Source organism: Leisingera sp. MMG026, from assembly GCF_021654205.1.
In the GTDB taxonomy this organism is placed as follows: Bacteria; Pseudomonadota; Alphaproteobacteria; order Rhodobacterales; family Rhodobacteraceae; genus Leisingera.
The window spans coordinates 26,025-47,783 of record NZ_JAKFZM010000032.1 but is presented as its reverse complement, the minus strand read 5'-3'; the positions used below and the strand labels follow the sequence as shown (position 1 = coordinate 47,783).

Genomic DNA, 21,759 nt, shown 5'->3' with positions numbered 1-21,759 from the left:
AAGGCTGTGCGGTGCCACGCCCAAGGCTGCCAGCGGGTCCGGCACAGCCGGGCACGCGCAGGCGCGGGAGACCCCCTCCCTGTTCTTCCAGTCTTAGCCCTGGCGGACGTAGTGCATCCCTTGAAAAGCCTCGCGGAACTCTGCAGTTTTCCCCGCCAGCGCCACCGGGACCTCTGGCCGCAGGCCACAGGTCATCAGCTCCGCTAAGCGCCGTCGTGCTTTGGCTCCACCCCGCGGCGCACCAATTCAGAGGTCCCGATGCGCAACCCGATCATGCCGCCCGGCACCTGTGCCTGTGCCTGTGCCTGTGCCTGTGATAGATACGCCATGGCCTGGGCATAACCCGAACCGTGCTCCCCCCAATCCGGCAGGCTCATCGCCAGAGCCGCTGCTGGCCAGCGGCAAGCTGGTGGCGGCATTTGACATCCGGGCCAGCCTGCCACGGGACCTGCGGCTGTGGAGCCTGCGCGCCTCAGGCCCGCTCAGCCCCGCGGTACGGGTGGCGGGCTGGCTGGTAGAGAACAAATATGGGATTGCAGGAAATGCGGCCTTAGCCCAGGAAGCCGCCGTCGCTGTCGTCGCCGGCCTCTTCCATCAGGCGGCGCATGTCGGGCACTGTGACGTGACGCTTGCCTTCCAGCTCAATAACACCGTCCCTCTTCAAAGCCGAAATCTGCCGGCTCACGGTTTCCAGTGTCAGGCCCAGGTAATCCGCCATCGCCTCGCGGGTCAGCGGCAGGTCGAACACCATGCGGCTGGTGGCGCCGCGCGGTGTCAGCGAGGCATCGCGCCGGGCAATGATCGACAAGAGGCTGGCAATCTTCTCGCGCGCTGTCTTGCGGCCCAGCACCAGCATCCATTCGCGGGCGGCGTCCAGCTCATCCAGCGTCATCTCCAGCAGCCGGTGGGCGATATGCGGGGTGCGCTCCATCAGCTCTTCAAACGGTTTCTTGCGGAAGCAGCACATCACGACGTCGGTGGTCGCCACCACATCATATGCCGCCCCTTCACGTCCGGGCCGGCCGACAAAATCGCTGGGCAGCAGCAGCCCCACCATCTGGGTGCGCCCGTCCTCCATCGTCTGGGTCAGCGAGGCAATGCCCGACACCACGGACCCGACAAAGGTCATCACATCGCCGGACCAGATGACCGGCTGGCCGGCCTCATAGGTGCGGTAGTATTTGACCGCATCCAGCTCCTCCAGCTCATCCGCGTTGCAGCGCGCGCAGACGGCGCGGTGGCGGATCGGGCAGTCGCCGCATCTGGACTGTGACAATACTGGAGCGTGCATCAGGGGATCCCGGTTGATCTGGGTCAAGGTTTGCCTGTCAGGCGTGCCTAAAACTAAAGGAATGGATCAGAAACCTCAATTGGCCGAACTCGGATTATTCGACGCCAAAGTGCCGCGCTATACAAGTTACCCGACGGCGCCGCATTTCGGAAACGCAGTGGATCCCGCCCGGTTTTCCAGCTGGGTGTCAAAGGTTGCCCCCGGCAGCAGTATTTCCATGTACGTGCATGTGCCGTTCTGCCGCAGGCTGTGCTGGTTCTGTGCCTGCCGCACCCAGGGCACCCGCTCGGACGCGCCGGTGGAGGCCTATGTTCAGGTATTGAAGGCCGAGATTGCACTGCTGCGGCAGCAGCTGCCAGAGGGCGTGACGCTGTCACGCCTGCATTGGGGCGGCGGCACTCCGACGATCCTGAACGCTGAGCTGATCCGCGATCTGGCCAGAACCATCGCAGAGGCCATTCCACTGGCGCCCCGGGCGGAGTTCTCGGTTGAAATCGACCCGAATGAGATCGGGGACCGGCGGCTGGAGGCGCTGGCCGGGTCCGGCATGACTCATGCCACGGTCGGGGTTCAGGATTTCGACAGCACCATTCAGCAGGCGATTGGCCGCATCCAAAGCTTCGAGGCGACCCGGACGGCCATCGAACAGCTGCGCAGCCATGGGATTGACGGCCTGAACGCCGATATCCTGTACGGGCTGCCCTATCAGACACCGGCAGGAATGACCGAAAGCGTGCAAAAGCTCGTTTCGCTGACCCCAGGCCGGGTGGCGGTTTACGGCTATGCCCATGTGCCCTGGATGGCCGGGCGGCAAAGCATGATCCGCTCGGACACTCTGCCAACGCCCGAAGCCCGGCTGCAGCTGTTTGAGACCGCCCGCCGGCTGTTTCTGAGGGACGGCTACCGGGAGGTCGGTATCGATCACTTTGCACGGCCCGATGACGGGCTGGCGGTGGCGCAGCGGACCGGGCGGCTGCGGCGTGATTTCCAAGGTTATACAAATGACCCAGCGGAGGTGCTGATCGGGGTCGGCGCCTCGGCGATCTCACGGTTTCCACAGGGCTATGCGCAAAATGCACCGGGCACATCGGCCTATATCCGTGCTATCCGCGACGGGCAATTCGCCACTGCTCGCGGCCACGGGTTCAGCGGCGAAGATCTCTTGCGGGCACGGCTGATCGAGGCGCTGATGTGCGACTTCCGGATCAGCCGGGAGGAGATCCTGTCGCGCTTTGCCGTGCCTGCCGCAAGATTGGAAAGGATGTTCGCCGAGGCCGGCGCCGCCTTCCCTGGCATGCTTTCGGTGTCCGCCCAAGGCCTTGCGATCCGCGAGGAGGCCCGTCCGCTGACCCGGATGATCGCCCGCAGCTTTGACGCCTATGATCTCAGCACGGCTGCCCACAGTACAGCGGTCTGAAATCTCTCCCGGATTGCCAGCCTCTCCCGCCCGTCGCCGCTGCGCCATATGGCACAGCGCTTCCGTTGGGCCAGGCTCAGCGCCAGCGGCGCTGAGCCTGGCCCAAGGCCGCCAAGGCCCGTCCGGCATCAGCCGGGCGGGCCTGCGGGCGCGGGAGGTTTCCGCCTGTTCCGGGGTGACACAGATAGGTCAGCACCGCTGCCGCAATGTTTCGCGCGCGAAACATTTGGTCAATCGCACTGCCGCAACTTGTGGGCGTTGTGCCGGCAGCGCGCGCATAAATGCTGCAAAGCCTGCCAGAGGGTTAACCCGGGGCGGGTTACCCCGCCGCCGCCAGCAGCCTGCGGGTGTAGTCTGCCTGCGGGTTGGTGAACAGCGCCTCCGCCGCACCGGTCTCTACCACGTCGCCCTGGTTCATCACCACCACCTGATGCGACATCGCCCGCACCACGTTGAGGTCGTGGGAAATGAACAGATAGGCAAGCCCGTAACGGGTCTGCAGGTCGCGCAGCAGCTCGACAATCTGCACCTGCACCGTCATGTCCAAGGCCGAGGTCGGCTCGTCCAGCACCACCAGTTTGGGGCGCAGCACCATGGCGCGGGCGATGGCAATGCGCTGGCGCTGACCGCCGGAAAACTCATGCGGGTAACGGTCCATCGCCGCCGGGTCCAGGCCGACCTCCTGCATCACCTCGGCCACCAGCTCGCGGGGTTTGCGGTGCTGGTCGACCTTGTGGATCGCCAGCCCCTCGGAGATGATCTGAGCGCAGGTCATCCGCGGGCTGAGCGAGCCGAAGGGATCCTGGAACACGATCTGCATATCCTTGCGCAAAGCACGCAGGTCGCGGGTGGACCATTTGCGCAGGTCCTGCCCCTGGAATGTGACCGCGCCCTCGGAGGCAATCAGCCGCATGATGGCAAGTGCCAGCGTGGTCTTGCCGGACCCGGATTCGCCGACGATACCCAGGGTTTCGCCACTCCGCACCGAGAGCGACATCGGGTTCACCGCCTTCACATGGCCGACTGTGCGTTTCAACAGGCCGCGCTGGATCGGGAACCAGACTTTCAGGTCCTGCGCCGCCACCAGCTCTTTGGCGTCATCCGGCACCGGCGGAGGCGTTCCCGATGGCTCGGCTGCCAGCAGTTTCCGGGTGTAGGCGTGCAGCGGATTGGCAAAGATCTCTGCCGCCGGGCCTTCCTCGACTATTTCACCGTCCTTCATCACGCAGACACGGTCGGCGATGCGGCGCACGATGCCAAGATCATGGGTGATGAACAACAGCCCCATGCCCTCGCTTTTCTTAAGGTCCGCCAAAAGGTCCAGAATCTGCGCCTGGATGGTCACATCCAGCGCCGTCGTGGGTTCGTCCGCGATCAGGATGTCGGGTTTGTTGGCCAGCGCCATGGCAATCATCACCCGCTGCCGCTGGCCGCCCGACAGCTGATGCGGATAGGCGCTGAGCCGGCTTTCCGCGTCACGGATGCCGACCTTGTTCATCAGCTCCAGAATACGCTCCCGCGCCGCGCGGCCCGTCAGCCCTTGGTGCAGGGCGATGGATTCCTCCAGCTGGCGTTCAATGGTGTGCAGCGGGTTGAGCGAGGTCATCGGCTCCTGAAAGATGAAGCTGATGTCATTGCCGCGCACATCCATCAGGTGCTTCTCATCGGCGCCCACCATTTCGGTGCCGCCGTAGGTGACGGAGCCGCTCACCATGGCGCTGTCGCCCAGCAGCGACACAGTGGAAAGAGCCGAGACCGATTTACCCGAGCCGCTTTCGCCCACCAGGGCAACCGTCTCGCCGCGGCCGACGGAGAAGGAGACGCCGCGCACGGCCTCTGTCACCTTGCCGTCCTGGCGGAAGGAGACGCGGAGGTTCTGGACGTTCAGGAGGGGGGAAGAATTTGCGGTCATTCTTTTGCGGCTCCATTGCCCCGTTCTTCGCCCGGGACGTTTGCGGCCCGGGCTGCGCCTCCCCAGGCAGGCTTCGCCCTATTGCCGTGCTTCGACAGCATCCTCATGAAAACGTCTTCCGCGGGTCGAAGGCATCGCGCACGCCCTCAAAGATGAAGACCAGCAGCGACAGCATGATGGCAAAGGTGAAGAAGGCGGTGAAGGCCAGCCAGGGGGCCTCCAGGTTCTGCTTGGCCTGCAGGGTCAGCTCCCCCAGGCTTGGCGCCGAGGACGGCAGGCCGAAGCCGAGGAAGTCCAGCCCCGCCAGCGCCGAAATAGTGCCGGTCACGATAAAGGGCAGCATGGTCAGCGTTGCCACCATTGCATTGGGCAGCATGTGGCGGAACATGATGGTCATATTGCCGACCCCCAGCGCCTTGGCGGCACGGACGTACTCAAGATTGCGGGCACGCAGGAATTCGGCCCGTACCACGCCGACCAGCGCAGTCCAGCCGAACAGGATCATCAGGAACACCAAGAGCCAGAAACCGCGCCCCAGGATCGCAAACATGATGATGATCACATAAAGCGTCGGGGTGGAGCTCCAAATTTCAATGATGCGCTGGAACACCAGATCCAGCCAGCCGCCGAAAAAACCCTGCACCGCACCGGCCAGGATGCCCAGCACCGTGGCAGCACCGGTCACGATCAGGGTGAACAGGATCGACAAGCGGAAGCCGTGGATCACTCGTGCCAGCACGTCGCGTTTGGTGTCATCGGTGCCCAGCAGGTTCTGGCCATTGGGCGGCAGCGGCGCGGCACCGGGACGGTCAACGGTGGTGTTGAAGCTGTAGGGGATCGGCGGCCAAAGGGTCCAGCCCTGCTGGAACCCCTCCGCGGCATAGGTGCCAGCGGCGATTTCTTCCAGGATCTGTTCGGGTTCGTCAAAGCAGTCCTCGATCCCGCCGGAGCGGATCAGGCATTCCACCTCAGGATCGCTGTAGATCGCCTCGGTCTGGAAATCGCCGCCGAAACGGGTTTCGGGGTAGAATTTGAACACCGGTGCGTAGATCCCGCCGCGGTAGCTCACCAGGATTGGTTTGTCGTTGGCGATGAACTCGGCAAAAAGCGAACATGTGAACAGCACGGTGAACAGGATCAGCGACCAGTAGGCGCGCTTATTCTTGCGGAAATTGTTCCAGCGGCGCTGGTTCAGGGGGGAAAGTGCCATCAGTCAGCCCTCCCGCTTGTCAAAGTCGATGCGCGGGTCGACCAGCACATACATCAGGTCCGAGACGATGCCGACAACCAGACTCATCAAGCCGAAGATGAACAGAGTGCCGAAAATCACCGGGTAGTCGCGCGCCACCGCGGCCTCAAACCCCAGCCGGCCAAGTCCGTCGAGCGAGAAGATCGTCTCGATGATCAGCGAGCCGGAGAAAAACACGCCGATAAAAACCGAGGGAAAGCCGGCAATCACAATCAGCATCGCGTTGCGGAACACGTGACCGTACAGCACCCGGTTCTCGCTGAGGCCCTTGGCGCGGGCGGTCATCACATATTGCTTCTTGATCTCGTCCAGAAAGGAGTTCTTGGTCAGCAGCGTCAGCGTGGCAAAGGCGCCGATGGTCGAGGCGAGCACCGGCAGCGCGATGTGCCAGGCATAATCGCCGATCTTACCGATCAGGCTCAGCTGATCCCAGTTGTCGGAGGTGAGGCCCCGGAGCGGGAAGATCTGCCAGTAGGAACCGCCGGCAAACAGCACCAGCAGCATAATTGCAAACAGGAACGACGGGATCGCATAGGCGGCGATGATGAAACCGCTGGTCCAGGTGTCAAAGCGCGAGCCGTCCCGCAGCGCCTTGCGGATGCCCATCGGGATCGAGATCATATAGGCGATCAGCGTGGACCACAGACCAAGCGAGATTGAAACCGGCATTTTCTCCAGCACCAAGTCGGTCACGTCGATCTTGCGGAAATAACTCTCGCCGAAATCAAAGCGGGCATAATTGCCAAGCATTGTCAGAAAGCGCTCCAGTGGCGGCTTATCAAGGCCGAACTGCTGCTGCAGTTCCTCGATCAGCTCAGGCGGCAGGCCCTGACGGCCGGCGTAGTTTTCATTGGCGCTGATCGCCTCGGTGCCGGTGTCGCCGCCGCCGCCGGCAAAGCCCTCGAACACGTCGCCGCCGCCTTCCAGCTGGGCGATGATCTGCTCCACCGGGCCGCCGGGTACAAACTGCACCAGGGCAAAGTTCACCAGCAGGATGCCGAACAGCGTCGGGATCACCAACAGCAGGCGTCTGAAGATATAGGCTGCCATGTCTCTGTCTTACCGCAGCGCGCCGGCGGATTTGAGTTCGGCCTCGCGGGACGCATCGATCCACCACAGGTCCAGCATGCCGGTGTCATAGGGCGGCAGGTTGTCCGGCTGGCGGTACATGTCCCAATAGGCGATCCAGCTGACATCCAGATACCAGGCCGGCACCATGAACCGCTTGGCCCGCAGCACCCGGTCCAGCGCGCGGGCATTGGCGCGCAGGTCTTCCTGGGTTTTTGCGTTGACGATATTGCCGATCAGCGCATCCACCGCCGGGTCTGCCAGCCCTGCCGGGTTGAACACCGAATATTCATGCGCCTCGGATCCGAAATACTGGTACAGGCCGGTCGAAGGCTCCAGCGACATCCGGTAGGCCGAGGAGATCATATCGAACTCCTTTTCCCGGCGGCGGCTGGTGTATTGCGCGTAATCGACCCGGTTCAGCACCGCATCCACGCCCATGGTGCGCAGGTTGGTGACATAGGGCTGCACGATGCGTTCAATTGTCGGGCTGTCGGCCAGAAACTCCAATTTCAGCACGTCGCCTTGCGCATTGCGGCGCAACCCGTCATCGCCGACGGCCCAGCCGGCCTCATCCAGCAGTTTCATGGCGCGGCGCAGGTTTTTGCGGTCGCCAGGGCGCGACGCCTTGGAGCTATGCGCCATCACCGGTTCCGAGGTCAGCAGCGCAGGGTCGATCTGATCGCCCAGCGCCTCCAGCACCTCTTTCTCGCGGCCCTCAGGCAGGCCCTGCGCGGCCAGCGGCGAATCCTGCCAGAAAGAGGAGCGATGGCGGAACAGCCCGTACTGCAGGCTTTCGTTGGTCCACTCAAAGTTGAACGCCAGCTGCAGCGCCTCGCGGACGCGGATGTCCTGGAACTTGGGCTTCAAGAGGTTCATCACAAAGCCATTGGCAGAGGGCACATTGCCGTCGGGGATTTCACCCTTGATCACCTGCCCCTTATCCACCGCGGCAAAGTCATAAGACGTGGCCCAGCTTTTCGAGTTGTTCTCGGGGCGCAGTGTATAGACGCCCGCCTTGAACCCCTCCATCGCGGCAATTGCGTCGCCGAAGTATTCAACCCGGATGCGGTCATAGTTGTGGCGGCCGATGTTCACGTTCAGCCCTGCGCCCCAATAATCCGGGTTGCGGCGGTAGGTGATGCGCTGGTTCACCTCGGCGCTTTCCAGCACATAGGGGCCGGAGCCGATGCCCGGATCCAGCCGCGGCTCATCCAGGCGGCGGTTTTCGGGGTCGGCCTCAAACCAGGCCTTGGAGAACACCGGAGTGCCGCCGACCTGAGTGATCATCGCCCGGCGGGGAAAATCCGGACTGAAGTGGAATTTGACCCGGTGCGGATCCAGTGCCTCGGCCTTGGGGATGCGTTTGCGCACCGCTTCGGCATAAGATTTCAGCCCCTGATCCAGCAGGATATTGTGGGAAAACACCACGTCATCAGCGGTGACCGGGCTGCCATCGGAGAATTTTGCCTCGGGGCGCAGGTTGAAGATCACCCAATCCTGGCTTTCGGGGTATTCCAGGCTTTCGGCAATCAGCCCGTAATAAGAGCCGGGCTCGTCATAGGATTCCACCAGCAGGCTTTCGAACTGGTCCGAGGACAGGGCCCCCGCCCGCCCGTTACGAGTATAGGGGTTCATGCTGTCAAAGGTGCCGACGGCAGAGATCGACAATTCACCGCCCTTGGGGGCTTCAGGGTTCACATAGTCGAAACGGGCAAAGCCTTGCGGGTATTTCAACTCGCCGAATTCGGCAAAACCATGTGCCTTGATGACAGTCTCTTCCGCCTTGACCAGCGTCGCCGCAGCCAATGCCAGGAAAAGCCCCAGTATCAGTACCGGGGCCAATGCCGCCGCAGCCTGCAGCGGAGTCGCCCTTTCTTTTGCGCGCACGCGCGCCGCGGCTCGAGCGGTGTTCATCTGCCATGACCTCCTTTGCCCGGAACTTCGGCCCGGATTTCTGCTGCCAAGCTAATGGCCGGGGGCGGTAACATTCAAGTTGAGATTAAGTGATACCCCCGGCTCTCTTGGCACAAAGCAGCCGAAAACCATGCTTTTACAAGGCGGCGCTTGCCCGCAATAAAATTGCCTGCCAGCCTCGCATCACGATTGCGTTATATAACGAGGGAGTTTGCCGATGCCGACGTCAATGAAACTTGCCGCCCTTGCGGTTGCCGGGGCCGCCGCGCTTAGCGCCTGTGCCCAGCAGGAAGAGGAAGTGGTCTACAGCAGCCCGGAAGAGGCGTATTGCGTGCAGACCGGCGGCAGTTATGTGCTGCGCAGCGGCAAAGCGGGCACTATCGGCGTCTGCATTCTGCCGGACGGCCAGGAGCGCGATGCGCTGGCCTATTACCGGGAAAACAACCCGGCCTAAGGCGGTCCGGTTCATACCCGCATCAAAAAAGCCGCTGCAAATCTGCAGCGGCTTTTTAATTCGATAGCTGGGACAGCGGTCCGGATCAGCCGTCCAGGCTGTCCAGATAGGCAATAAGATTCACCCGGTCCTTTTGCTTCTTCAAACCTGAGAACGACATGGTGGTGCCCGCGGCATAGGCGGACGGCTTGGTCAGGAAGGCGTCCAGCGCCTCGGCAGTCCAGTCGCCGTCCAGGCCGGTCAGGGCGCCGGAGTAGCCAAAGCCCGGGGCCGCTGCGATATCGCGGCCGACAACGCCGTACAGATACGGGCCGGTCGAGTTGGCGCCATCTTCCAGCTTGTGGCAAGCAGAGCATTTCTTGAAAACCTTGGCGCCTTTGGCAACGTCGGCAACGGCCATCAGCTCTTCAAAGCTGACTTCCGGCTCGTCGCTGGCGGCGGCATCGCCCGAGGCGACTTCGATCACATAGGACGCCTCACCGTGGCTGTCCATGTGATACAGGCCGCTGGCGGCCCATTTGCCCAGCAGGAGAACCAGGAACGCGCCGCAGACGCCTGCGGTCGCTTTGGTAAGGGTCATTGTGTCAAACATGAATCGCGGGTCCATTTAGCTGTCTGCGTGGCTGTCTAAGGCTTCCCCTTCAAAGTGGCAAGGTATAGACAGCGCGACGAAACGCCCAATTCTTGAAGTTTTGCACGGGGAACACACCCATGAGCCGCAAAATCGCCATTCAGGGGGAGCTTGGCTCCTACAGCCACGAGGCCTGCCGCAATGCCCGGCGTGATCTGGAGGTGCTGCCGTGCCGCACCTTTGAAGACGTGATTGCAGCGGTCAAAAGCGGCGAAGCCGAACAGGCAATGCTGCCGGTGGAGAACTCCACCTATGGCCGGGTGGCCGATATTCACCGGCTGCTGCCGCACAGCGGGCTGCACATCATCGACGAGGCCTTTGTGCGGGTGCATATCAATGTGCTGGGGGTGCCGGGCGCCCGGCTGGAAGACATCCGCGAGGCGAAATCGCATCTGGTGCTGCTGCCGCAATGCGGGACTTTTCTGCGCGAGCACGGCATCACCGGCCGGATCAGCCCCGACAACGCCCGCGCGGCGCGGGATGTGGCGGAAGCCGGAGATAAGCATGTGGCGGCGCTGGCCAGCGAATTGGCGGGCGAGATCTACGGGCTGGAGGTGCTGGCCCGCCATATCGAGGACAACGGCGACAACACCACCCGCTTCCTGATCATGTCGCCGGAGCCGGACTTCCGCCGCCGCGGCGCCCACAGCATGATCACCAGCTTCGTGTTCCAGGTCCGCAACATCCCCGCGGCGCTCTATAAGGCGATGGGCGGTTTTGCCACCAATGGCATCAACATGACCAAGCTGGAAAGCTATATGGTGGACGGATCCTTCACCGCGACGCAGTTTTATGCGGATATCGAAGGCCACCCGGAAGATCCCAATGTGCAGCTGGCAATGGATGAGCTGAGCTATTTCACCACCAATGTGGAAATCCTCGGCGTCTATCCCGCCAACAACGGCAGATTCTGAGGCACGGAACGGGATGGGGCGCTGCCCCTCTTGGCCTTACGGCCAATTCACCCCGGGGTATTTCAAACCAGAAAGAAGCGGCACCCCGCCGCGCGTCAGCGCGGCGCCCGGCCCAACGGCCGCTGGGCAATCTTTGATTGCGCCGGGGCGGGCGGGAGCAAACCCGTCAATTGCCGCGCGCGCCTGTTTGTCGCGGATGGGTGATAGAGGGGCGGGGAAAAGTGAGAGGCTGGACATCGACCCAAGCGGGGCTCGTTGTGGCTGCTTCCTTCCGGATCTGACCAGGTTGGCGAGGCGCCTGCCCGCGCCAACCTCTCGAATCCCGATATAAGCGCCGCCGCCGGGATTGGCAAGTGCCCCCGCCTGTCCTGCCTTCTGCGTTTTAAAGCTGCAGCGCCAATTCCAGAAAGCCGCCGCTGTTGTGCCCTCGCGGCTCAGCCAGCCCGGCAGGCAGTTCCTCCAGATACCCGATGGCTCCCGGCCCGGTAACGGCAACCGCGCTAGTGCCGGGCACCGGCGCAAGTTGCCAGGGATAAGGCGCCTCTGCCAGCGGATCAGCGGGCAACCGCCCGGCGATGTAGTCGCGGATTGCCTGGCGGATCCGCATCGGCGGCAGCGGCAGATCTTTGGCCTCGCGCAGCATGCTGAAGCTGCCGCCGCCGCTGACCCGGTAGCTGTTGGCCGCGACCGCAAAATGCTGGCCTGGCTCCACAGGCCGGCCGTTCCAGCACAGGTTCCGGATCCGCCGGGCGCCTGGGTTGATCCGCACGCCCGCTGCCGAAAACCGCGGCGGCTGGACTGGGTCAATCTGATAACTCAGCCCGAAAATCACATCGAAATTATGCCCTGCCCGCTGCGGGTCGGCCAGCAACTGCCCTGAGCTGCCCGGCGTGATCCGGCTGAACAGCCCTGCCGACATTTCCAGCCAGTCCAGCAGCTGTGCACCAGTGACCTCGACCACCCGCAACTCATTGGGGAAGACCTGCAGATCAGCGATATTGCGGGCACAGAGATCCCCGGCCGCAATGTCGGTATAAAAATGCGGCCCGGAGCGGCCGCCGAATTTGCACGGTGCAACAGCCGATAGCAGCGGCAGGCTTTTTCCGCCGGCACTCTCAAGCAACGGCCGCACTGCAGCAGCCTGGGCACTGCCCACCAGTGCCAGGCCGCGATCCGGCGCGAAGAAAGTAAAATAGGAATGCATCGCAACCGAGCTGTAGCCCGCCGGCTGGCGCATACGTTGCAAAGTGCGCGCGTGGTCTTCTGCCAGCGCCTCCGTAAAACCAGGGTCCTCCGGCACCAGCGGCTGGGCAGCCCCGGCTTGCTGGTGGCGGCCCGCCGGCTGCAGGCTGGCCGAGCCGCCGGCAGGATGCCAGGCTCCGCTGCGATGCTCCAGATCCAGCCTCAGAACACCCAGATGCGAGCCATGCGCACCGGGCATCACGACGGGCTTGGCAAAAGGATGCGCGGGATTCGGCAGCGTCAGATGCGTGTGGCCGCCCACAACGGCATCAATTTCCGGCAGTGCGGCAAGCTGCTCCAGCTCATTTTCGCCGCGGCCCGCTCCGGCATTGCTGTCAATTCCGGTATGCGCCAGCGCCAGCACCAGATCGCAGCCCTGGGCCCTCAGCTGCCGGGCCTGGGCCGCGGCGGTTTCAACGATGCCGCCCGCGGCGAGTTGCTGCTGCAACGCCTTGCCGCACCAGATCAGGGTCTGCGGCGGCAGCACCGAAAACAAACCGATCCGGACCGGTGGCAAACCGGGACAGCCAGGCACCGCCCGCTCCAGCACCGCCCAGGGCACAAACGGCAGCCGAAGATCAGGCTGCCGCGCCGTCAGGCTTGAGCACAGCACCGGACATGGCACGTCTTTCAGGACGCCTGCCAGCGCCTCCAGGCCGAAATCAAAGTCATGATTGCCAAGACCAACGGCATCATATTCCAAAAACCGGAATGCGCGCGCCAGAGGATGGGGGCCTTTGGCGCCCGGCACGATGTCCCCCAGCGGCGACCCCTGGAAGCCGTCGCCGTTATCGACCAGAAGGCAGGCCGCGCCCAGGCGGTCAGCCTCAGCCCGTGCGCGGTTGATCAAGGTGGCAGCGCGGGACAGGCCGATGGCCCCGTCCGGGCGGTCGGCATAATAATCATGGCTCAGCAGATTGCAGTGCAGGTCCGTAGTGGCCAGCACGTGCAGCAGCCCGGTGGTGGTCCGGGAGTGCGAGGCGCGCGCCCCGCTTGTCATGTCCGATATTCCGCTGACACCGCCTGCTGCTGCTCCTTCCCGCACCGTTTGGTGCCGTTCTTGGTTTGCGGCTATTTGAATCAGCGTTTTAACGATTTGCAAAGAACCCTTTTTATTGCATTTGATTTTTTCCTGCTGCCGAGGCTTCAAACGGGCCGGCACGCCCTGTCCAGCAGTGAAAAGCCGCAATTCCCGCCCGGCAGGTGTGGCGGTGCAGTGACAGCCAAGCGCAGATCGCTGCCGATTGCTGGAAACGCCTGCGGCACACTGCCATGGATGGCGCTATTTCATCCATGGCACCCGAAAAACCGCAGCCAGCCAAAGGAGAGCCGCAATGAAACACGCAGAACAAGTGACTTTCGGCGGCGGCGGGCTGGAGCGGGCGGCCCATCTGCGCTTGGATACCGCTGCGCTGGAAGCGGCCTGGAACAGCGCGGAGGCGCAGGTGCTGCTGATGTGGCGCGGCAAGCCGCTGACCCGGCGCGAAAGGGATGCGGATCTGCCCTGCGGGCTGGGCTGGACCGATCCGGTGCATCCGCTGGCCGCTGACTGCAAGGATGCCGCATTGTTTCTTGGCCTGGCACCTGGCGGTGCGCCGTGTTTTGCCTGCGATATCAGCGGCTGGCAGCCCGAAGGCCTGGATCAGGAGGCGCTCAGCAGTTTTGCCGATGCCAGCGAGCAGCAGCACCCTGATCTGCCCGCGTCCCATGCCTTTGCCGAGCTGCGCCGGGTGATGACCTGCCTCACACCGCTGGAGGCGGAACTGGCCACCACCGCCAAGGCGCTGCTGGCCTGGCACCGCAGCCACCGGTTTTGCGCAGCTTGCGGCGCGCCCAGCGATTTGGCGCAGGCCGGCTGGCAGCGCATCTGCCCCGCCTGCAAGGCACCGCATTTCCCGCGCACCGACCCGGTGGTGATCATGCTGATCACCCATGGCGATGCTGTGCTGATGGGCCGTTCGCCCGGCTGGCCCGAGGGGATGTATTCGCTGCTCGCAGGATTTGTCGAACCGGGTGAGACGCTGGAAGCAGCCGTGCGCCGCGAAACATTTGAAGAAACCGGCGTGCAGGTCGGGCCGGTCAGCTACCTGTCCAGCCAGCCTTGGGCCTTTCCGATGTCGCTGATGTTCGGCTGCGCGGGCGAGGCGCTGAGCACGGACATCACCATCGACCCGGCTGAGATCGAAGACGCGCTGTGGGTCAGCCGCCAGGAGATGATGACGGTCTTTGCAGGCGAACACCCGGTTCTAAAGCCGTCACGTCAGGGAGCAATTGCGCATTTTCTGCTCCGAAACTGGCTTGCGGACACGCTGGACTAAAGCGCATATTGCAAAAAACAGCGCGGCAGCACGGCGGCGCAACTGAAGCAGGCGAGCATGGAATTTCAAAGCAAAGAAGATATCGAAGCCCCGATTGCCGACGTCTTTGGCGCGATCTCCGATTTCAGCCTGCTGGAGCGCTCGGCCCTGCGGCGCGGCATCGACGTAGAGCGGACTGGCGATACCGCGCATCCTGAAAACGGCCTGGCCTGGGATATCGGCTTTCGGTTTCGCGGCAAACAGCGCGACATCCGGCTGACACTGGCGTCTTATACCCCGGTCACCGGGTTGGCGCTGACCGGCAGCGGCAGCGGCCTGGACGGCCAACTGGAGATCGAGCTGCTGGCGCTGTCGCCGCGGCGGACCCGGATGTCGGTGCAATTGAAACTGGCGCCCACCACCCTGACCGGCCGGCTGCTGGTGCAATCGCTGAAACTGGCCCGCAGCAACCTCACCCGCCGGTTCAAGCTGCGGCTGGCCGACTATGCCCGGATCACCGAAGAACGGCTGAACCGCTCCGCCTGACTCCAAGGTTTGGGGGAAGCCGTGCTATTGCGGCGGCAGCAGCCGCGGCCACAGGTCGGCGTTGGCGCGGGCAAAGGCGCCCAGATGGCCAATCTTCTGCACGCCCGCCTCCTGCGGCACCAGCACCGTCCGGCACTGCGGCACATCGCCAAAGACGTCCCCCAGCCGCCAAACGGCCGCAGGCGGCACAACGTCGTCATCCGCCATCGCATACAGATCCACCGGCACGCCGGCGTCTGCCCATTTGGGCCGCGGCAAGGCCGAGCCGGTTTCCGGCAGGTAGCTGCCCGGCGTGGTGCACCAGCGCCGCCACTGCCAGTACACCCCGGCGGGCAAATCGGCCCCGAACCCCACCGCGCGCCCGGGCAGATACCCCAAGGCACGGACCAATGGCGGCACATGGCCGAACCAGAAAGCCAGCGCCAGCGCGCGGTAGGGCCAGGGATGATCGTGGTGATGCACCAAGCCGCCCGCAACCACGATCATGCGGGCGACGTCCTTCAGGCCATCCTGCAGGGGCATCAGCATTGCCCCCAGCGAATGGCCGATCACCCACAACGGCACGCCCGCATAGTGCCGTTGCAGTTCGGCCCGGGCAGCCGGCTGATCTTCCAGCGCCCATTGAGCCATTGTCGCATCGGAACGGCGCGGATGGCCCCGCGCCGAGTCTCCGAAATCCCGGTAGTCATAGGTCAGGCAGGCCACCTGCTGCTCTGCTGCCAGCCAGCGTGCGAAATGCCGGTAATAGCGCTGCGGCACCCCGGTTGCGCCATTCAGCACCACTGCTGCCCGCGCCTGCCCCGCCGGGTGGTACAGCCGCCCAGCCAGCAAGTGGGTGCCGGATGCAAACTGCAGTTCTTCCTCGCGGATAACCGCGGTATGTCCTGCGCTTTTATCCAGCATGGCAACCTCCTGAGTCGATTGGCCTAGACCGATTGGTCCAATCCATCTCTGGACCAATCGGTCCAATGCTGTCAAGCTGCCGCCATGAATGACGTGACGACAGCCAAGGCGGGCGGAACCAGCCCGCCCCCGACCCGCGAGCGGCTGATCCGCGCCGCTGCCGGCCTGTTCCGCAACAAGGGCTACAGCGGCACCGGACTGGCGGAATTACTGGCAGAGGCGGGGGCGCCCAAGGGCTCGCTCTACCACCATTTCCCCAGTGGCAAATCCGACCTGGCCCTGGCCGCGGCGGACTGGGCGTCAGGGCAGATGCTGCTGCTGATCGAGGCGTCTTTCACCCCGGCGCCCACCTTCCGGGAGGGGGCCAAGACGGTTTGCTACAAACTGGCGAAACTGTTTGACAAGCAAGGAAAATGGAGCGGCTGCCCGGTCTCTGCCACCCTGTTCGAAGGGCCGGAGAACGAGGCGTTCCACCAGCACGCCGCGCATCTGTTCGAGGGCTGGATTACTGAAACCACCCGCCACGCCCGCCGCCTGGGCCTGCCCGAACCTGAGGCCCGCGCGGCGGCGGAGAATTTCTATATCCTGCTGCAGGGCGGCTGGCAGCTGGCACGGGTGCGGCGGGACTCGGACTTGATCCGCGGGCTGTATTTGCAGATGCAGAAAAACGATTGACGACTCAGGCGTCCTGCCGCTACCGCTTGTGGCGATGGTTCCCGAGCCACAGAATCTTGTGTCCGGGATGAAAAGGGAACACGGTACGGCCCGCGCAAGCTGGCCAAGTCCGAGACTGCCCCCGCAACTGTAAGCGGCGAGCGACCCCGATAGAGCCACTGGCCCTCAATACGAGGCCGGGAAGGATCGGGAAAGCGACGACCCGCAAGTCAGGAGACCTGCCATCGGACGTGTAACTCGAACCCGGGCGGGGTGTCCGGACAGGGTCTGATGGCTGCGGCGGCTGTGATCCGTCTTTCATCCGGTCTCTTGTCCCCCAAACCCCCGTGCCACGCGCGGAGGGCGCAGATATGATGTGGACCGACAAGACGCATTTCTATGCGGCAACAGATTGCAAGTATTTGGGGCGCCCCTGCCCCGCGGCAGAGCGGATGATCGCCAAACTGGCCGAAGCGATGACCAAGGCCAAGCCGCTGACCCAGGAGGATTTTGAGATCACCGGCACCACCGCGCTGGACGGCTGCCCGCGCAACTGCCCGGCGCAGTTTGCCGCCAGCCATGACCGGATCCGGCTGTATTGCGGCGTCGGTGAAGAGGCGCCGCGCGAGGGGCTTGACCGCTTTGCCGATGCCATCCTCAGCCGCGACGGTACCGGTTTTGCCGCGTCCAAGCTGGACACCCGCCCCTGCGCGCTGATGGAGGCGCTGCCGAAAACCGCCGAAGCACGGCAGGCGGAACAGATGCTGGCGCTTTAGTTGAATACCTGAAGAGTGCTGTCCGGCTTATCGGCCGGGCGGTGCAGTATCTCATTGCGGTGCGCCTCTGGCGGCTGCTCTACGGTGAACAGGCCCAGTGCAATTGGTCCTTGGTTTCCACCGCACAGGGCCGTACCGCCCGCAGCCGGGCCAGCGCCTGCGCCGGGGCTTCGCCGCATTCGATCATCAGCCGCAGCACCGCCATGCCGGACCGCCCGCAGCCGCCCCTGCAATGCACCAGCACCCGGCCGCCGCCGCCCAGTGCTTGCCGTGCAGACCGGCTGGCCGCCGTCCATTTCGCCGCCACAGCGGGCGGCGGCACCTGGAAATCCGGCACCGGCAGATGCAGCCAGCGGCAGGCCATGCTTTGAATATCAATCCCCAGCCGCGGCACATCTGCGGCTGCGTGCTCGGCCTCGGTGGTCATTGAGATGACCAGACCCGGTTGCCACTGATAGATCTGGATCAGGTCATTGCGGTAATCGCCTCCCGCACCGGGCAGCGGGCATAGCGCCAGAATACCGCCGCCTGCTGACAGCGCGTGGATGGTCAGGCCTGCCGGCGCCGCGCCGTCCGGCGCCGCAGGTTCCGGTATATCCTCAGTTCGCATACCGCCTCCTTAGCCGCTGCGTTCCTGCATTTCCCCCGCAGTCCCCTGCCTTTGCAGCCTAGCGGTTAAGCAGGCAATCCCAAAGCTCTTTTGCGGCCCCGGACCAGCCCAACGGCGGTGGACGAACGGGCTGCGCTTCAATACCCTGCGCGCAACGCGGAGCACCCCGCATCCCGAATCCGGCACGAGACATCATGAACGATACCCCCAGCGGCACCTCCGGCGCATCCGGCCAATCCCAATACCAGGTTCTGGCCCGCAAGTACCGGCCCGAAACCTTTGCCGATCTGGTGGGGCAGGACGCCATGGTGCGGACGCTGAAAAACGCCTTTGCCGCTGACCGGATTGCCCAGGCTTTTATTATGACCGGCATCCGCGGCACCGGTAAAACCACCACTGCGCGGATCATCGCCAAGGGCATGAACTGCATCGGTGCAGACGGCCAGGGCGGCCCCACCACCGATCCGTGCGGCCAATGCGAGCATTGCACCGCGATCATGGAAGGCCGCCATGTCGACGTGATGGAGATGGACGCGGCCTCGCGCACCGGCGTGAATGACATCCGCGAGATCATCGACAGCGTGCAGTACCGCGCCGCCTCGGCCCGCTACAAGATCTACATTATCGACGAAGTCCACATGCTGTCGACCAGCGCCTTCAACGCGCTGCTGAAGACGCTGGAGGAACCGCCCGCGCATGTGAAGTTCATCTTTGCCACGACTGAGATCCGCAAGGTGCCGGTGACCGTGCTGTCGCGCTGCCAGCGGTTTGATTTGCGCCGGATCGAGCCGGAGGTGATGATTGCGCTCTTGCGGAAGATCGCCACCGCCGAGGGCGCCGAAATTGCCGAAGACGCGCTGGCGTTGATCACCCGCGCCGCCGAAGGTTCCGCCCGCGACGCTACCTCGCTGCTGGATCAGGCGATTTCCCATGGCGCCGGTGAAACCTCTGCCGATCAGGTCCGCGCCATGCTGGGTCTGGCCGACCGCGGCCGGGTGCTGGACCTGATGGACATGATCCTGCGCGGCGATGCGGCGGCCGCGCTCACTGAACTCAGCGGCCAGTATGCCGAAGGCGCCGACCCGCTGGCGGTATTGCGCGATCTGGCCGAGATCACCCATTGGGTCTCGGTGGTGAAAATCACGCCGGATGCGGCGGAAGACCCCACCGTCAGCCCGGATGAACGTGCCCGCGGCAAGGCGATGGCGGATGCGCTGGCGATGCGCGTCCTTACCCGGATGTGGCAGATGCTGCTGAAGGCGCTGGAGGAAGTCGCCGCGGCACCAAACGCTATGATGGCCGCCGAGATGGCGGTGATCCGCCTGACCCATGTGGCCGACCTGCCCAGCCCCGAAGAACTGATCCGCAAGCTGAAGGACACCCCGCCTCCGCCGCCGAATGGCCCCGGCGGCGGTGCGCCGATGCAGGGCATGGGCGCTCCGGCTTTAGGCGGCAGCGGCGGCGCTTCCGGTCATGGCGGCCAAACTGGTCCCGCAGGCGGCGCGCCAGTGGCACATGGCGGCGGCGGCACTATGGCGGCACTGGCGCCGCAGGTCAGCTCAGCACTGGCGCGCTATCCGTCCTTTGAACATGTGGTCGAGCTGATCCGCACCAATCGCGACGTGAAATTGCTGGTCGAGGTCGAGGGCGGCGTGCGTCTGGTCTCCTACCAGCCGGGACGGATCGAATTCACCCCGTCCTCGCAAGCGCCGCGCGACCTGGCGGCCCGGCTTGGCACGGCGCTGCAGAACTGGACCGGTGCGCGCTGGGTGGTGTCGATCGCGCCGGACGGCGACGCGGCCACGATTGCCGAGGTCCGCGATGCCGCCGAGAACGCCCTGCGTGAGAAAGCCGCCGCGCATCCGCTGGTGCAGGCGGTGCTGGAAAGCTTTCCCAAGGCAAAGATCAAACGCATCCGCACGGCGCAGGAGCTGGCCGCCGAAGTCGCCGCCGAGGCCCTGCCCGAGGTGGAGGATGAATGGGACCCGTTCGAGGACGGGTGACAAAAGTGACCCCGGGCATCGCCTGACCTTGGGTGGCCGCGATGGCGCTTTCCTTGGGGGAAGGTCAGGCGCTGCCCGGCCTGCCAGCCGGGCGGAAGGGTGTTAAACTCCGGCACCGAGGCAATCCTCCCCTTGTTTCACGCCCTCGCGGCCCGTATCTGTGCCCCGAACCGGAATCTCAGGAGATGACAGATGCTCAAAGGCCTCGGCGGCCTTGGCGATATGGCCAAGATGATGAAATCGGCACAGGAACTGCAGGGCAAAATGGCCCAGATGCAGGAAGAGCTGCACAATGTAATGGTGACGGGCGAGGCCGGCGCCGGCCTGGTCAAAGCGACCGCGTCCGCCAAGGGCGACCTCAAAGGCCTGGACATCGATCCGTCGATCTTCAATGGCGACGACAAGGAAGTGGTCGAGGACCTGATCCTGGCCGCGATTAAGGACGCCCAGGCCAAGGCCGCGGAAAAGGCGCAGGAAGAGATGGCCAAGCTGACCGAAAGCATGGGTCTGCCCAAGGACATCAAGCTGCCGTTCTAAGCGCTGCCAGCGATGCCAATCTAAAGGCGGCCCGTCAGGAGCCGCCTTTTTCTTTGCCTTGTTCAAGCTGTTTCCAACCGGAATTTCAGAAAACGCTGCCCCTCATACAGCACTTCATCGGTTTGCACCGCGCCCAGCCGTGCCAGCGGCCGCAGATGGCGCCGCGTCGGCGGCAGCAGGAAAGTCACATGAGGGATGCGCGGATCGCGGCGGGCAAACGCCAGCGCTTGCCGGGCAATGGCCGGCCCCAGGCCAAAACAGCCGGGCCTTAGGACCAGCCCGAAATCCCACTCGTTCGCCTCTTTCTGAAAACCGCCCCAGCCAAGATATTGCCCCTTTTGCACAAACGCCCAATGACCCAGTCCATCCCTTTGCCAGCAGTTCTCCTTGGCGGTAACAAAGTCTCTGGCAGTTTCTTCGTCCCAGGCGCCTGTCAGCAGCGGCATATGCTCTGCCATCCGCGGATCTGACATGTGGCGGGCAATCTCCAGCGGCGCGATCCCGGTCAGCCGGGCAAAACGCACCGGGTGCTGGGTGTTGTCCTGCCGTCCCATTGCCGCCCCTTTTCTTTCCCGCGCAAGATGTGCTGCAACAGATACGCCCTGCCGCCCGCCAGCTCAATTGCCCTTACCCTTGCAGTTGCCGAGGCAAAACAAACCCTGAACATTTTGCCGCCCTGCCCTTGCGCTTTCCGGCTGCAATCAGCCTATATAGCACGGCATACAAAGGCCCGGAGCATGATCAGAAATTCCACCAGCGATATCGAAGACCTGATTGCCCTGATGGCCAAGCTGCCAGGGCTCGGCCCGCGGTCTGCCCGCCGTGCGGTGCTGCATCTGATCCGCAAGCGGGCGCTGCTGCTGACGCCGCTGGCCGATGTGATGACCGAGGTCGCCGCCACCGCGCGCGAATGCCTCAACTGCGGCAATATCGGCACCAGCGAGATCTGCCCGCTTTGCACCGACCCGGAACGCGCCAATGGCGAGCTGTGCGTGGTCGAGGATGTCGCCGACCTTTGGGCGATGGAGCGCTCAGGCGACTTCAAGGGCCGTTACCACGTGCTGGGCGGCACCCTGTCGGCGCTGGACGCCGTGGGTCCGGAAGATTTGCGTATCCCGCGGCTCGCTGACCGGGTCGCAACCGAAGGTATCAGCGAGGTGATCCTGGCGCTGAACGCCACCATCGACGGCCAGACCACGGCGCATTACATCGCCGACCAGTTGCAGGGGCAGGTCAGGCTCACCTCGCTGGCGCAGGGCGTGCCGATCGGCGGCGAGCTGGACTATCTGGATGACGGCACGATCTCTGCAGCGCTCAGGGCGCGGAAGGAAATCTGAC

21 protein-coding genes, 1 other RNA gene and 1 riboswitch are annotated in these 21,759 nt (G+C 64.0%); of the genes, 10 read left to right on the top strand and 12 right to left on the bottom strand.

Annotated elements, in window-relative coordinates:
- Window positions 1-203: 203 nt before the first annotated feature.
- Together L1069_RS16795 and L1069_RS16790 are read right to left on the bottom strand one after the other, a co-directional pair.
- Window positions 204-419: a hypothetical protein gene (locus L1069_RS16795; RefSeq protein ID WP_237456442.1), complete on the bottom strand. Its 216-nt coding sequence runs from the start codon at window positions 417-419 to the stop codon at window positions 204-206.
- Between the two features lie 131 nt (window positions 420-550).
- Window positions 551-1,291, bottom strand: coding sequence for a Crp/Fnr family transcriptional regulator (locus L1069_RS16790; protein ID WP_129369755.1), 741 nt, complete (start codon window positions 1,289-1,291; stop codon window positions 551-553).
- Between the two features lie 61 nt (window positions 1,292-1,352).
- On the opposite strand from L1069_RS16790, the gene hemN reads away from it, so the two are divergent.
- Window positions 1,353-2,708, top strand: a complete 1,356-nt coding sequence (gene hemN / locus L1069_RS16785) for an oxygen-independent coproporphyrinogen III oxidase (RefSeq protein WP_237456441.1) — start codon at window positions 1,353-1,355, stop codon at window positions 2,706-2,708.
- Between the two features lie 319 nt (window positions 2,709-3,027).
- Here hemN and L1069_RS16780 read toward each other — a convergent pair whose 3' ends face one another.
- The 4 genes from L1069_RS16780 to L1069_RS16765 form a co-directional block, all read right to left on the bottom strand.
- Window positions 3,028-4,620 carry an ABC transporter ATP-binding protein gene (locus L1069_RS16780; RefSeq protein ID WP_237456440.1) on the bottom strand — a complete coding sequence of 531 codons (1,593 nt, stop codon included), beginning with the start codon at window positions 4,618-4,620 and terminating at the stop codon, window positions 3,028-3,030.
- Between the two features lie 103 nt (window positions 4,621-4,723).
- Complete coding sequence (locus L1069_RS16775; protein WP_237456439.1) at window positions 4,724-5,830, bottom strand: ABC transporter permease; 1,107 nt, start codon at window positions 5,828-5,830, stop codon at window positions 4,724-4,726.
- Window positions 5,831-5,833: 3 nt separating this feature from the next.
- On the bottom strand, window positions 5,834-6,919 hold the full coding sequence (locus L1069_RS16770) for a microcin C ABC transporter permease YejB (protein ID WP_129369751.1): 1,086 nt from the start codon (window positions 6,917-6,919) through the stop codon (window positions 5,834-5,836).
- 9 nt (window positions 6,920-6,928) lie between these two features.
- Window positions 6,929-8,854, bottom strand: a complete 1,926-nt coding sequence (locus L1069_RS16765) for an extracellular solute-binding protein (RefSeq protein WP_237456438.1) — start codon at window positions 8,852-8,854, stop codon at window positions 6,929-6,931.
- Between the two features lie 217 nt (window positions 8,855-9,071).
- On the opposite strand from L1069_RS16765, the gene L1069_RS16760 reads away from it, so the two are divergent.
- Window positions 9,072-9,308: a DUF333 domain-containing protein gene (locus tag L1069_RS16760; RefSeq protein ID WP_129369749.1), complete on the top strand. Its 237-nt coding sequence runs from the start codon at window positions 9,072-9,074 to the stop codon at window positions 9,306-9,308.
- Between the two features lie 85 nt (window positions 9,309-9,393).
- On the opposite strand, the gene L1069_RS16755 is transcribed toward L1069_RS16760, so the two are convergent.
- Window positions 9,394-9,900 carry a cytochrome c family protein gene (locus L1069_RS16755; protein WP_237456437.1) on the bottom strand — a complete coding sequence of 169 codons (507 nt, stop codon included), beginning with the start codon at window positions 9,898-9,900 and terminating at the stop codon, window positions 9,394-9,396.
- A 119-nt stretch (window positions 9,901-10,019) separates the two neighbouring features.
- Between L1069_RS16755 and L1069_RS16750 the strand changes: the two genes are divergently transcribed.
- Window positions 10,020-10,853, top strand: coding sequence for a prephenate dehydratase (locus L1069_RS16750; RefSeq protein ID WP_129369747.1), 834 nt, complete (start codon window positions 10,020-10,022; stop codon window positions 10,851-10,853).
- A 219-nt stretch (window positions 10,854-11,072) separates the two neighbouring features.
- On the opposite strand, the gene ffs is transcribed toward L1069_RS16750, so the two are convergent.
- Together ffs and L1069_RS16740 are read right to left on the bottom strand one after the other, a co-directional pair.
- Window positions 11,073-11,171: signal recognition particle sRNA small type (ffs, locus tag L1069_RS16745), an RNA gene on the bottom strand.
- A gap of 64 nt (window positions 11,172-11,235) precedes the next feature.
- On the bottom strand, window positions 11,236-13,095 hold the full coding sequence (locus L1069_RS16740; protein ID WP_237456436.1) for a 5'-nucleotidase C-terminal domain-containing protein: 1,860 nt from the start codon (window positions 13,093-13,095) through the stop codon (window positions 11,236-11,238).
- Window positions 13,096-13,429: 334 nt separating this feature from the next.
- Here L1069_RS16740 and nudC point away from each other — a divergent pair, with 334 nt between their 5' ends.
- Together nudC and L1069_RS16730 are read left to right on the top strand one after the other, a co-directional pair.
- Window positions 13,430-14,413 carry an NAD(+) diphosphatase gene (nudC, locus tag L1069_RS16735; protein ID WP_129369745.1) on the top strand — a complete coding sequence of 328 codons (984 nt, stop codon included), beginning with the start codon at window positions 13,430-13,432 and terminating at the stop codon, window positions 14,411-14,413.
- 57 nt (window positions 14,414-14,470) lie between these two features.
- Entirely contained in the window at window positions 14,471-14,938 is a 468-nt protein-coding gene (locus L1069_RS16730; RefSeq protein WP_129369744.1) for an SRPBCC family protein, read from the top strand.
- Window positions 14,939-14,962: 24 nt separating this feature from the next.
- Here L1069_RS16730 and L1069_RS16725 read toward each other — a convergent pair whose 3' ends face one another.
- Window positions 14,963-15,841 (bottom strand): alpha/beta hydrolase, encoded by an 879-nt coding sequence (locus L1069_RS16725; protein WP_237456435.1) that lies wholly within the window; start codon window positions 15,839-15,841, stop codon window positions 14,963-14,965.
- An 84-nt stretch (window positions 15,842-15,925) separates the two neighbouring features.
- Between L1069_RS16725 and L1069_RS16720 the strand changes: the two genes are divergently transcribed.
- Window positions 15,926-16,516: a TetR/AcrR family transcriptional regulator gene (locus tag L1069_RS16720; protein WP_237456434.1), complete on the top strand. Its 591-nt coding sequence runs from the start codon at window positions 15,926-15,928 to the stop codon at window positions 16,514-16,516.
- An 18-nt stretch (window positions 16,517-16,534) separates the two neighbouring features.
- Window positions 16,535-16,757, top strand: a riboswitch (cobalamin riboswitch).
- 109 nt (window positions 16,758-16,866) lie between these two features.
- On the top strand, window positions 16,867-17,271 hold the full coding sequence (locus tag L1069_RS16715; protein ID WP_134830692.1) for a hypothetical protein: 405 nt from the start codon (window positions 16,867-16,869) through the stop codon (window positions 17,269-17,271).
- Between the two features lie 79 nt (window positions 17,272-17,350).
- On the opposite strand, the gene L1069_RS16710 is transcribed toward L1069_RS16715, so the two are convergent.
- Complete coding sequence (locus L1069_RS16710) at window positions 17,351-17,881, bottom strand: protein-tyrosine phosphatase family protein (protein WP_237456433.1); 531 nt, start codon at window positions 17,879-17,881, stop codon at window positions 17,351-17,353.
- A 194-nt stretch (window positions 17,882-18,075) separates the two neighbouring features.
- On the opposite strand from L1069_RS16710, the gene L1069_RS16705 reads away from it, so the two are divergent.
- Together L1069_RS16705 and L1069_RS16700 are read left to right on the top strand one after the other, a co-directional pair.
- Window positions 18,076-19,884 carry a DNA polymerase III subunit gamma/tau gene (locus L1069_RS16705; protein WP_134830694.1) on the top strand — a complete coding sequence of 603 codons (1,809 nt, stop codon included), beginning with the start codon at window positions 18,076-18,078 and terminating at the stop codon, window positions 19,882-19,884.
- A gap of 192 nt (window positions 19,885-20,076) precedes the next feature.
- On the top strand, window positions 20,077-20,421 hold the full coding sequence (locus L1069_RS16700) for a YbaB/EbfC family nucleoid-associated protein (RefSeq protein WP_024088825.1): 345 nt from the start codon (window positions 20,077-20,079) through the stop codon (window positions 20,419-20,421).
- 62 nt (window positions 20,422-20,483) lie between these two features.
- Here the strand turns inward: L1069_RS16700 and L1069_RS16695 are convergent, their stop codons facing one another.
- A complete protein-coding gene (locus L1069_RS16695; protein ID WP_129369738.1) occupies window positions 20,484-20,975 on the bottom strand; it encodes a GNAT family N-acetyltransferase in 492 nt (163 codons plus the stop codon).
- A 183-nt stretch (window positions 20,976-21,158) separates the two neighbouring features.
- On the opposite strand from L1069_RS16695, the gene recR reads away from it, so the two are divergent.
- On the top strand, window positions 21,159-21,758 hold the full coding sequence (gene recR, locus L1069_RS16690) for a recombination mediator RecR (protein WP_129369737.1): 600 nt from the start codon (window positions 21,159-21,161) through the stop codon (window positions 21,756-21,758).
- The last annotated feature ends 1 nt before the right edge of the window (window position 21,759 follow it).

What these genes read in the sequence shown, in the direction of transcription:
- L1069_RS16750 (WP_129369747.1), top strand. Translation starts at nt 10,020, where the DNA reads ATGAGCCGCAAAATCGCCATTCAGGGGGAGCTTGGCTCCTACAGCCAC.
- recR (WP_129369737.1), top strand. Translation starts at nt 21,159, where the DNA reads ATGATCAGAAATTCCACCAGCGATATCGAAGACCTGATTGCCCTGATG.
- L1069_RS16700 (WP_024088825.1), top strand. Translation starts at nt 20,077, where the DNA reads ATGCTCAAAGGCCTCGGCGGCCTTGGCGATATGGCCAAGATGATGAAA.
- L1069_RS16755 (WP_237456437.1), bottom strand. Translation starts at nt 9,900, where the DNA reads ATGTTTGACACAATGACCCTTACCAAAGCGACCGCAGGCGTCTGCGGC.
- L1069_RS16765 (WP_237456438.1), bottom strand. Translation starts at nt 8,854, where the DNA reads ATGAACACCGCTCGAGCCGCGGCGCGCGTGCGCGCAAAAGAAAGGGCG.
- L1069_RS16740 (WP_237456436.1), bottom strand. Translation starts at nt 13,095, where the DNA reads ATGACAAGCGGGGCGCGCGCCTCGCACTCCCGGACCACCACCGGGCTG.
- L1069_RS16795 (WP_237456442.1), bottom strand. Translation starts at nt 419, where the DNA reads ATGCCGCCACCAGCTTGCCGCTGGCCAGCAGCGGCTCTGGCGATGAGC.
- L1069_RS16760 (WP_129369749.1), top strand. Translation starts at nt 9,072, where the DNA reads ATGCCGACGTCAATGAAACTTGCCGCCCTTGCGGTTGCCGGGGCCGCC.
- L1069_RS16725 (WP_237456435.1), bottom strand. Translation starts at nt 15,841, where the DNA reads ATGCTGGATAAAAGCGCAGGACATACCGCGGTTATCCGCGAGGAAGAA.
- L1069_RS16705 (WP_134830694.1), top strand. Translation starts at nt 18,076, where the DNA reads ATGAACGATACCCCCAGCGGCACCTCCGGCGCATCCGGCCAATCCCAA.
- L1069_RS16710 (WP_237456433.1), bottom strand. Translation starts at nt 17,881, where the DNA reads ATGCGAACTGAGGATATACCGGAACCTGCGGCGCCGGACGGCGCGGCG.
- nudC (WP_129369745.1), top strand. Translation starts at nt 13,430, where the DNA reads ATGAAACACGCAGAACAAGTGACTTTCGGCGGCGGCGGGCTGGAGCGG.
- L1069_RS16730 (WP_129369744.1), top strand. Translation starts at nt 14,471, where the DNA reads ATGGAATTTCAAAGCAAAGAAGATATCGAAGCCCCGATTGCCGACGTC.
- L1069_RS16775 (WP_237456439.1), bottom strand. Translation starts at nt 5,830, where the DNA reads ATGGCACTTTCCCCCCTGAACCAGCGCCGCTGGAACAATTTCCGCAAG.
- L1069_RS16780 (WP_237456440.1), bottom strand. Translation starts at nt 4,620, where the DNA reads ATGACCGCAAATTCTTCCCCCCTCCTGAACGTCCAGAACCTCCGCGTC.
- L1069_RS16770 (WP_129369751.1), bottom strand. Translation starts at nt 6,919, where the DNA reads ATGGCAGCCTATATCTTCAGACGCCTGCTGTTGGTGATCCCGACGCTG.
- L1069_RS16695 (WP_129369738.1), bottom strand. Translation starts at nt 20,975, where the DNA reads ATGGGACGGCAGGACAACACCCAGCACCCGGTGCGTTTTGCCCGGCTG.
- hemN (WP_237456441.1), top strand. Translation starts at nt 1,353, where the DNA reads ATGGATCAGAAACCTCAATTGGCCGAACTCGGATTATTCGACGCCAAA.
- L1069_RS16720 (WP_237456434.1), top strand. Translation starts at nt 15,926, where the DNA reads ATGAATGACGTGACGACAGCCAAGGCGGGCGGAACCAGCCCGCCCCCG.
- L1069_RS16715 (WP_134830692.1), top strand. Translation starts at nt 16,867, where the DNA reads ATGATGTGGACCGACAAGACGCATTTCTATGCGGCAACAGATTGCAAG.
- L1069_RS16790 (WP_129369755.1), bottom strand. Translation starts at nt 1,291, where the DNA reads ATGCACGCTCCAGTATTGTCACAGTCCAGATGCGGCGACTGCCCGATC.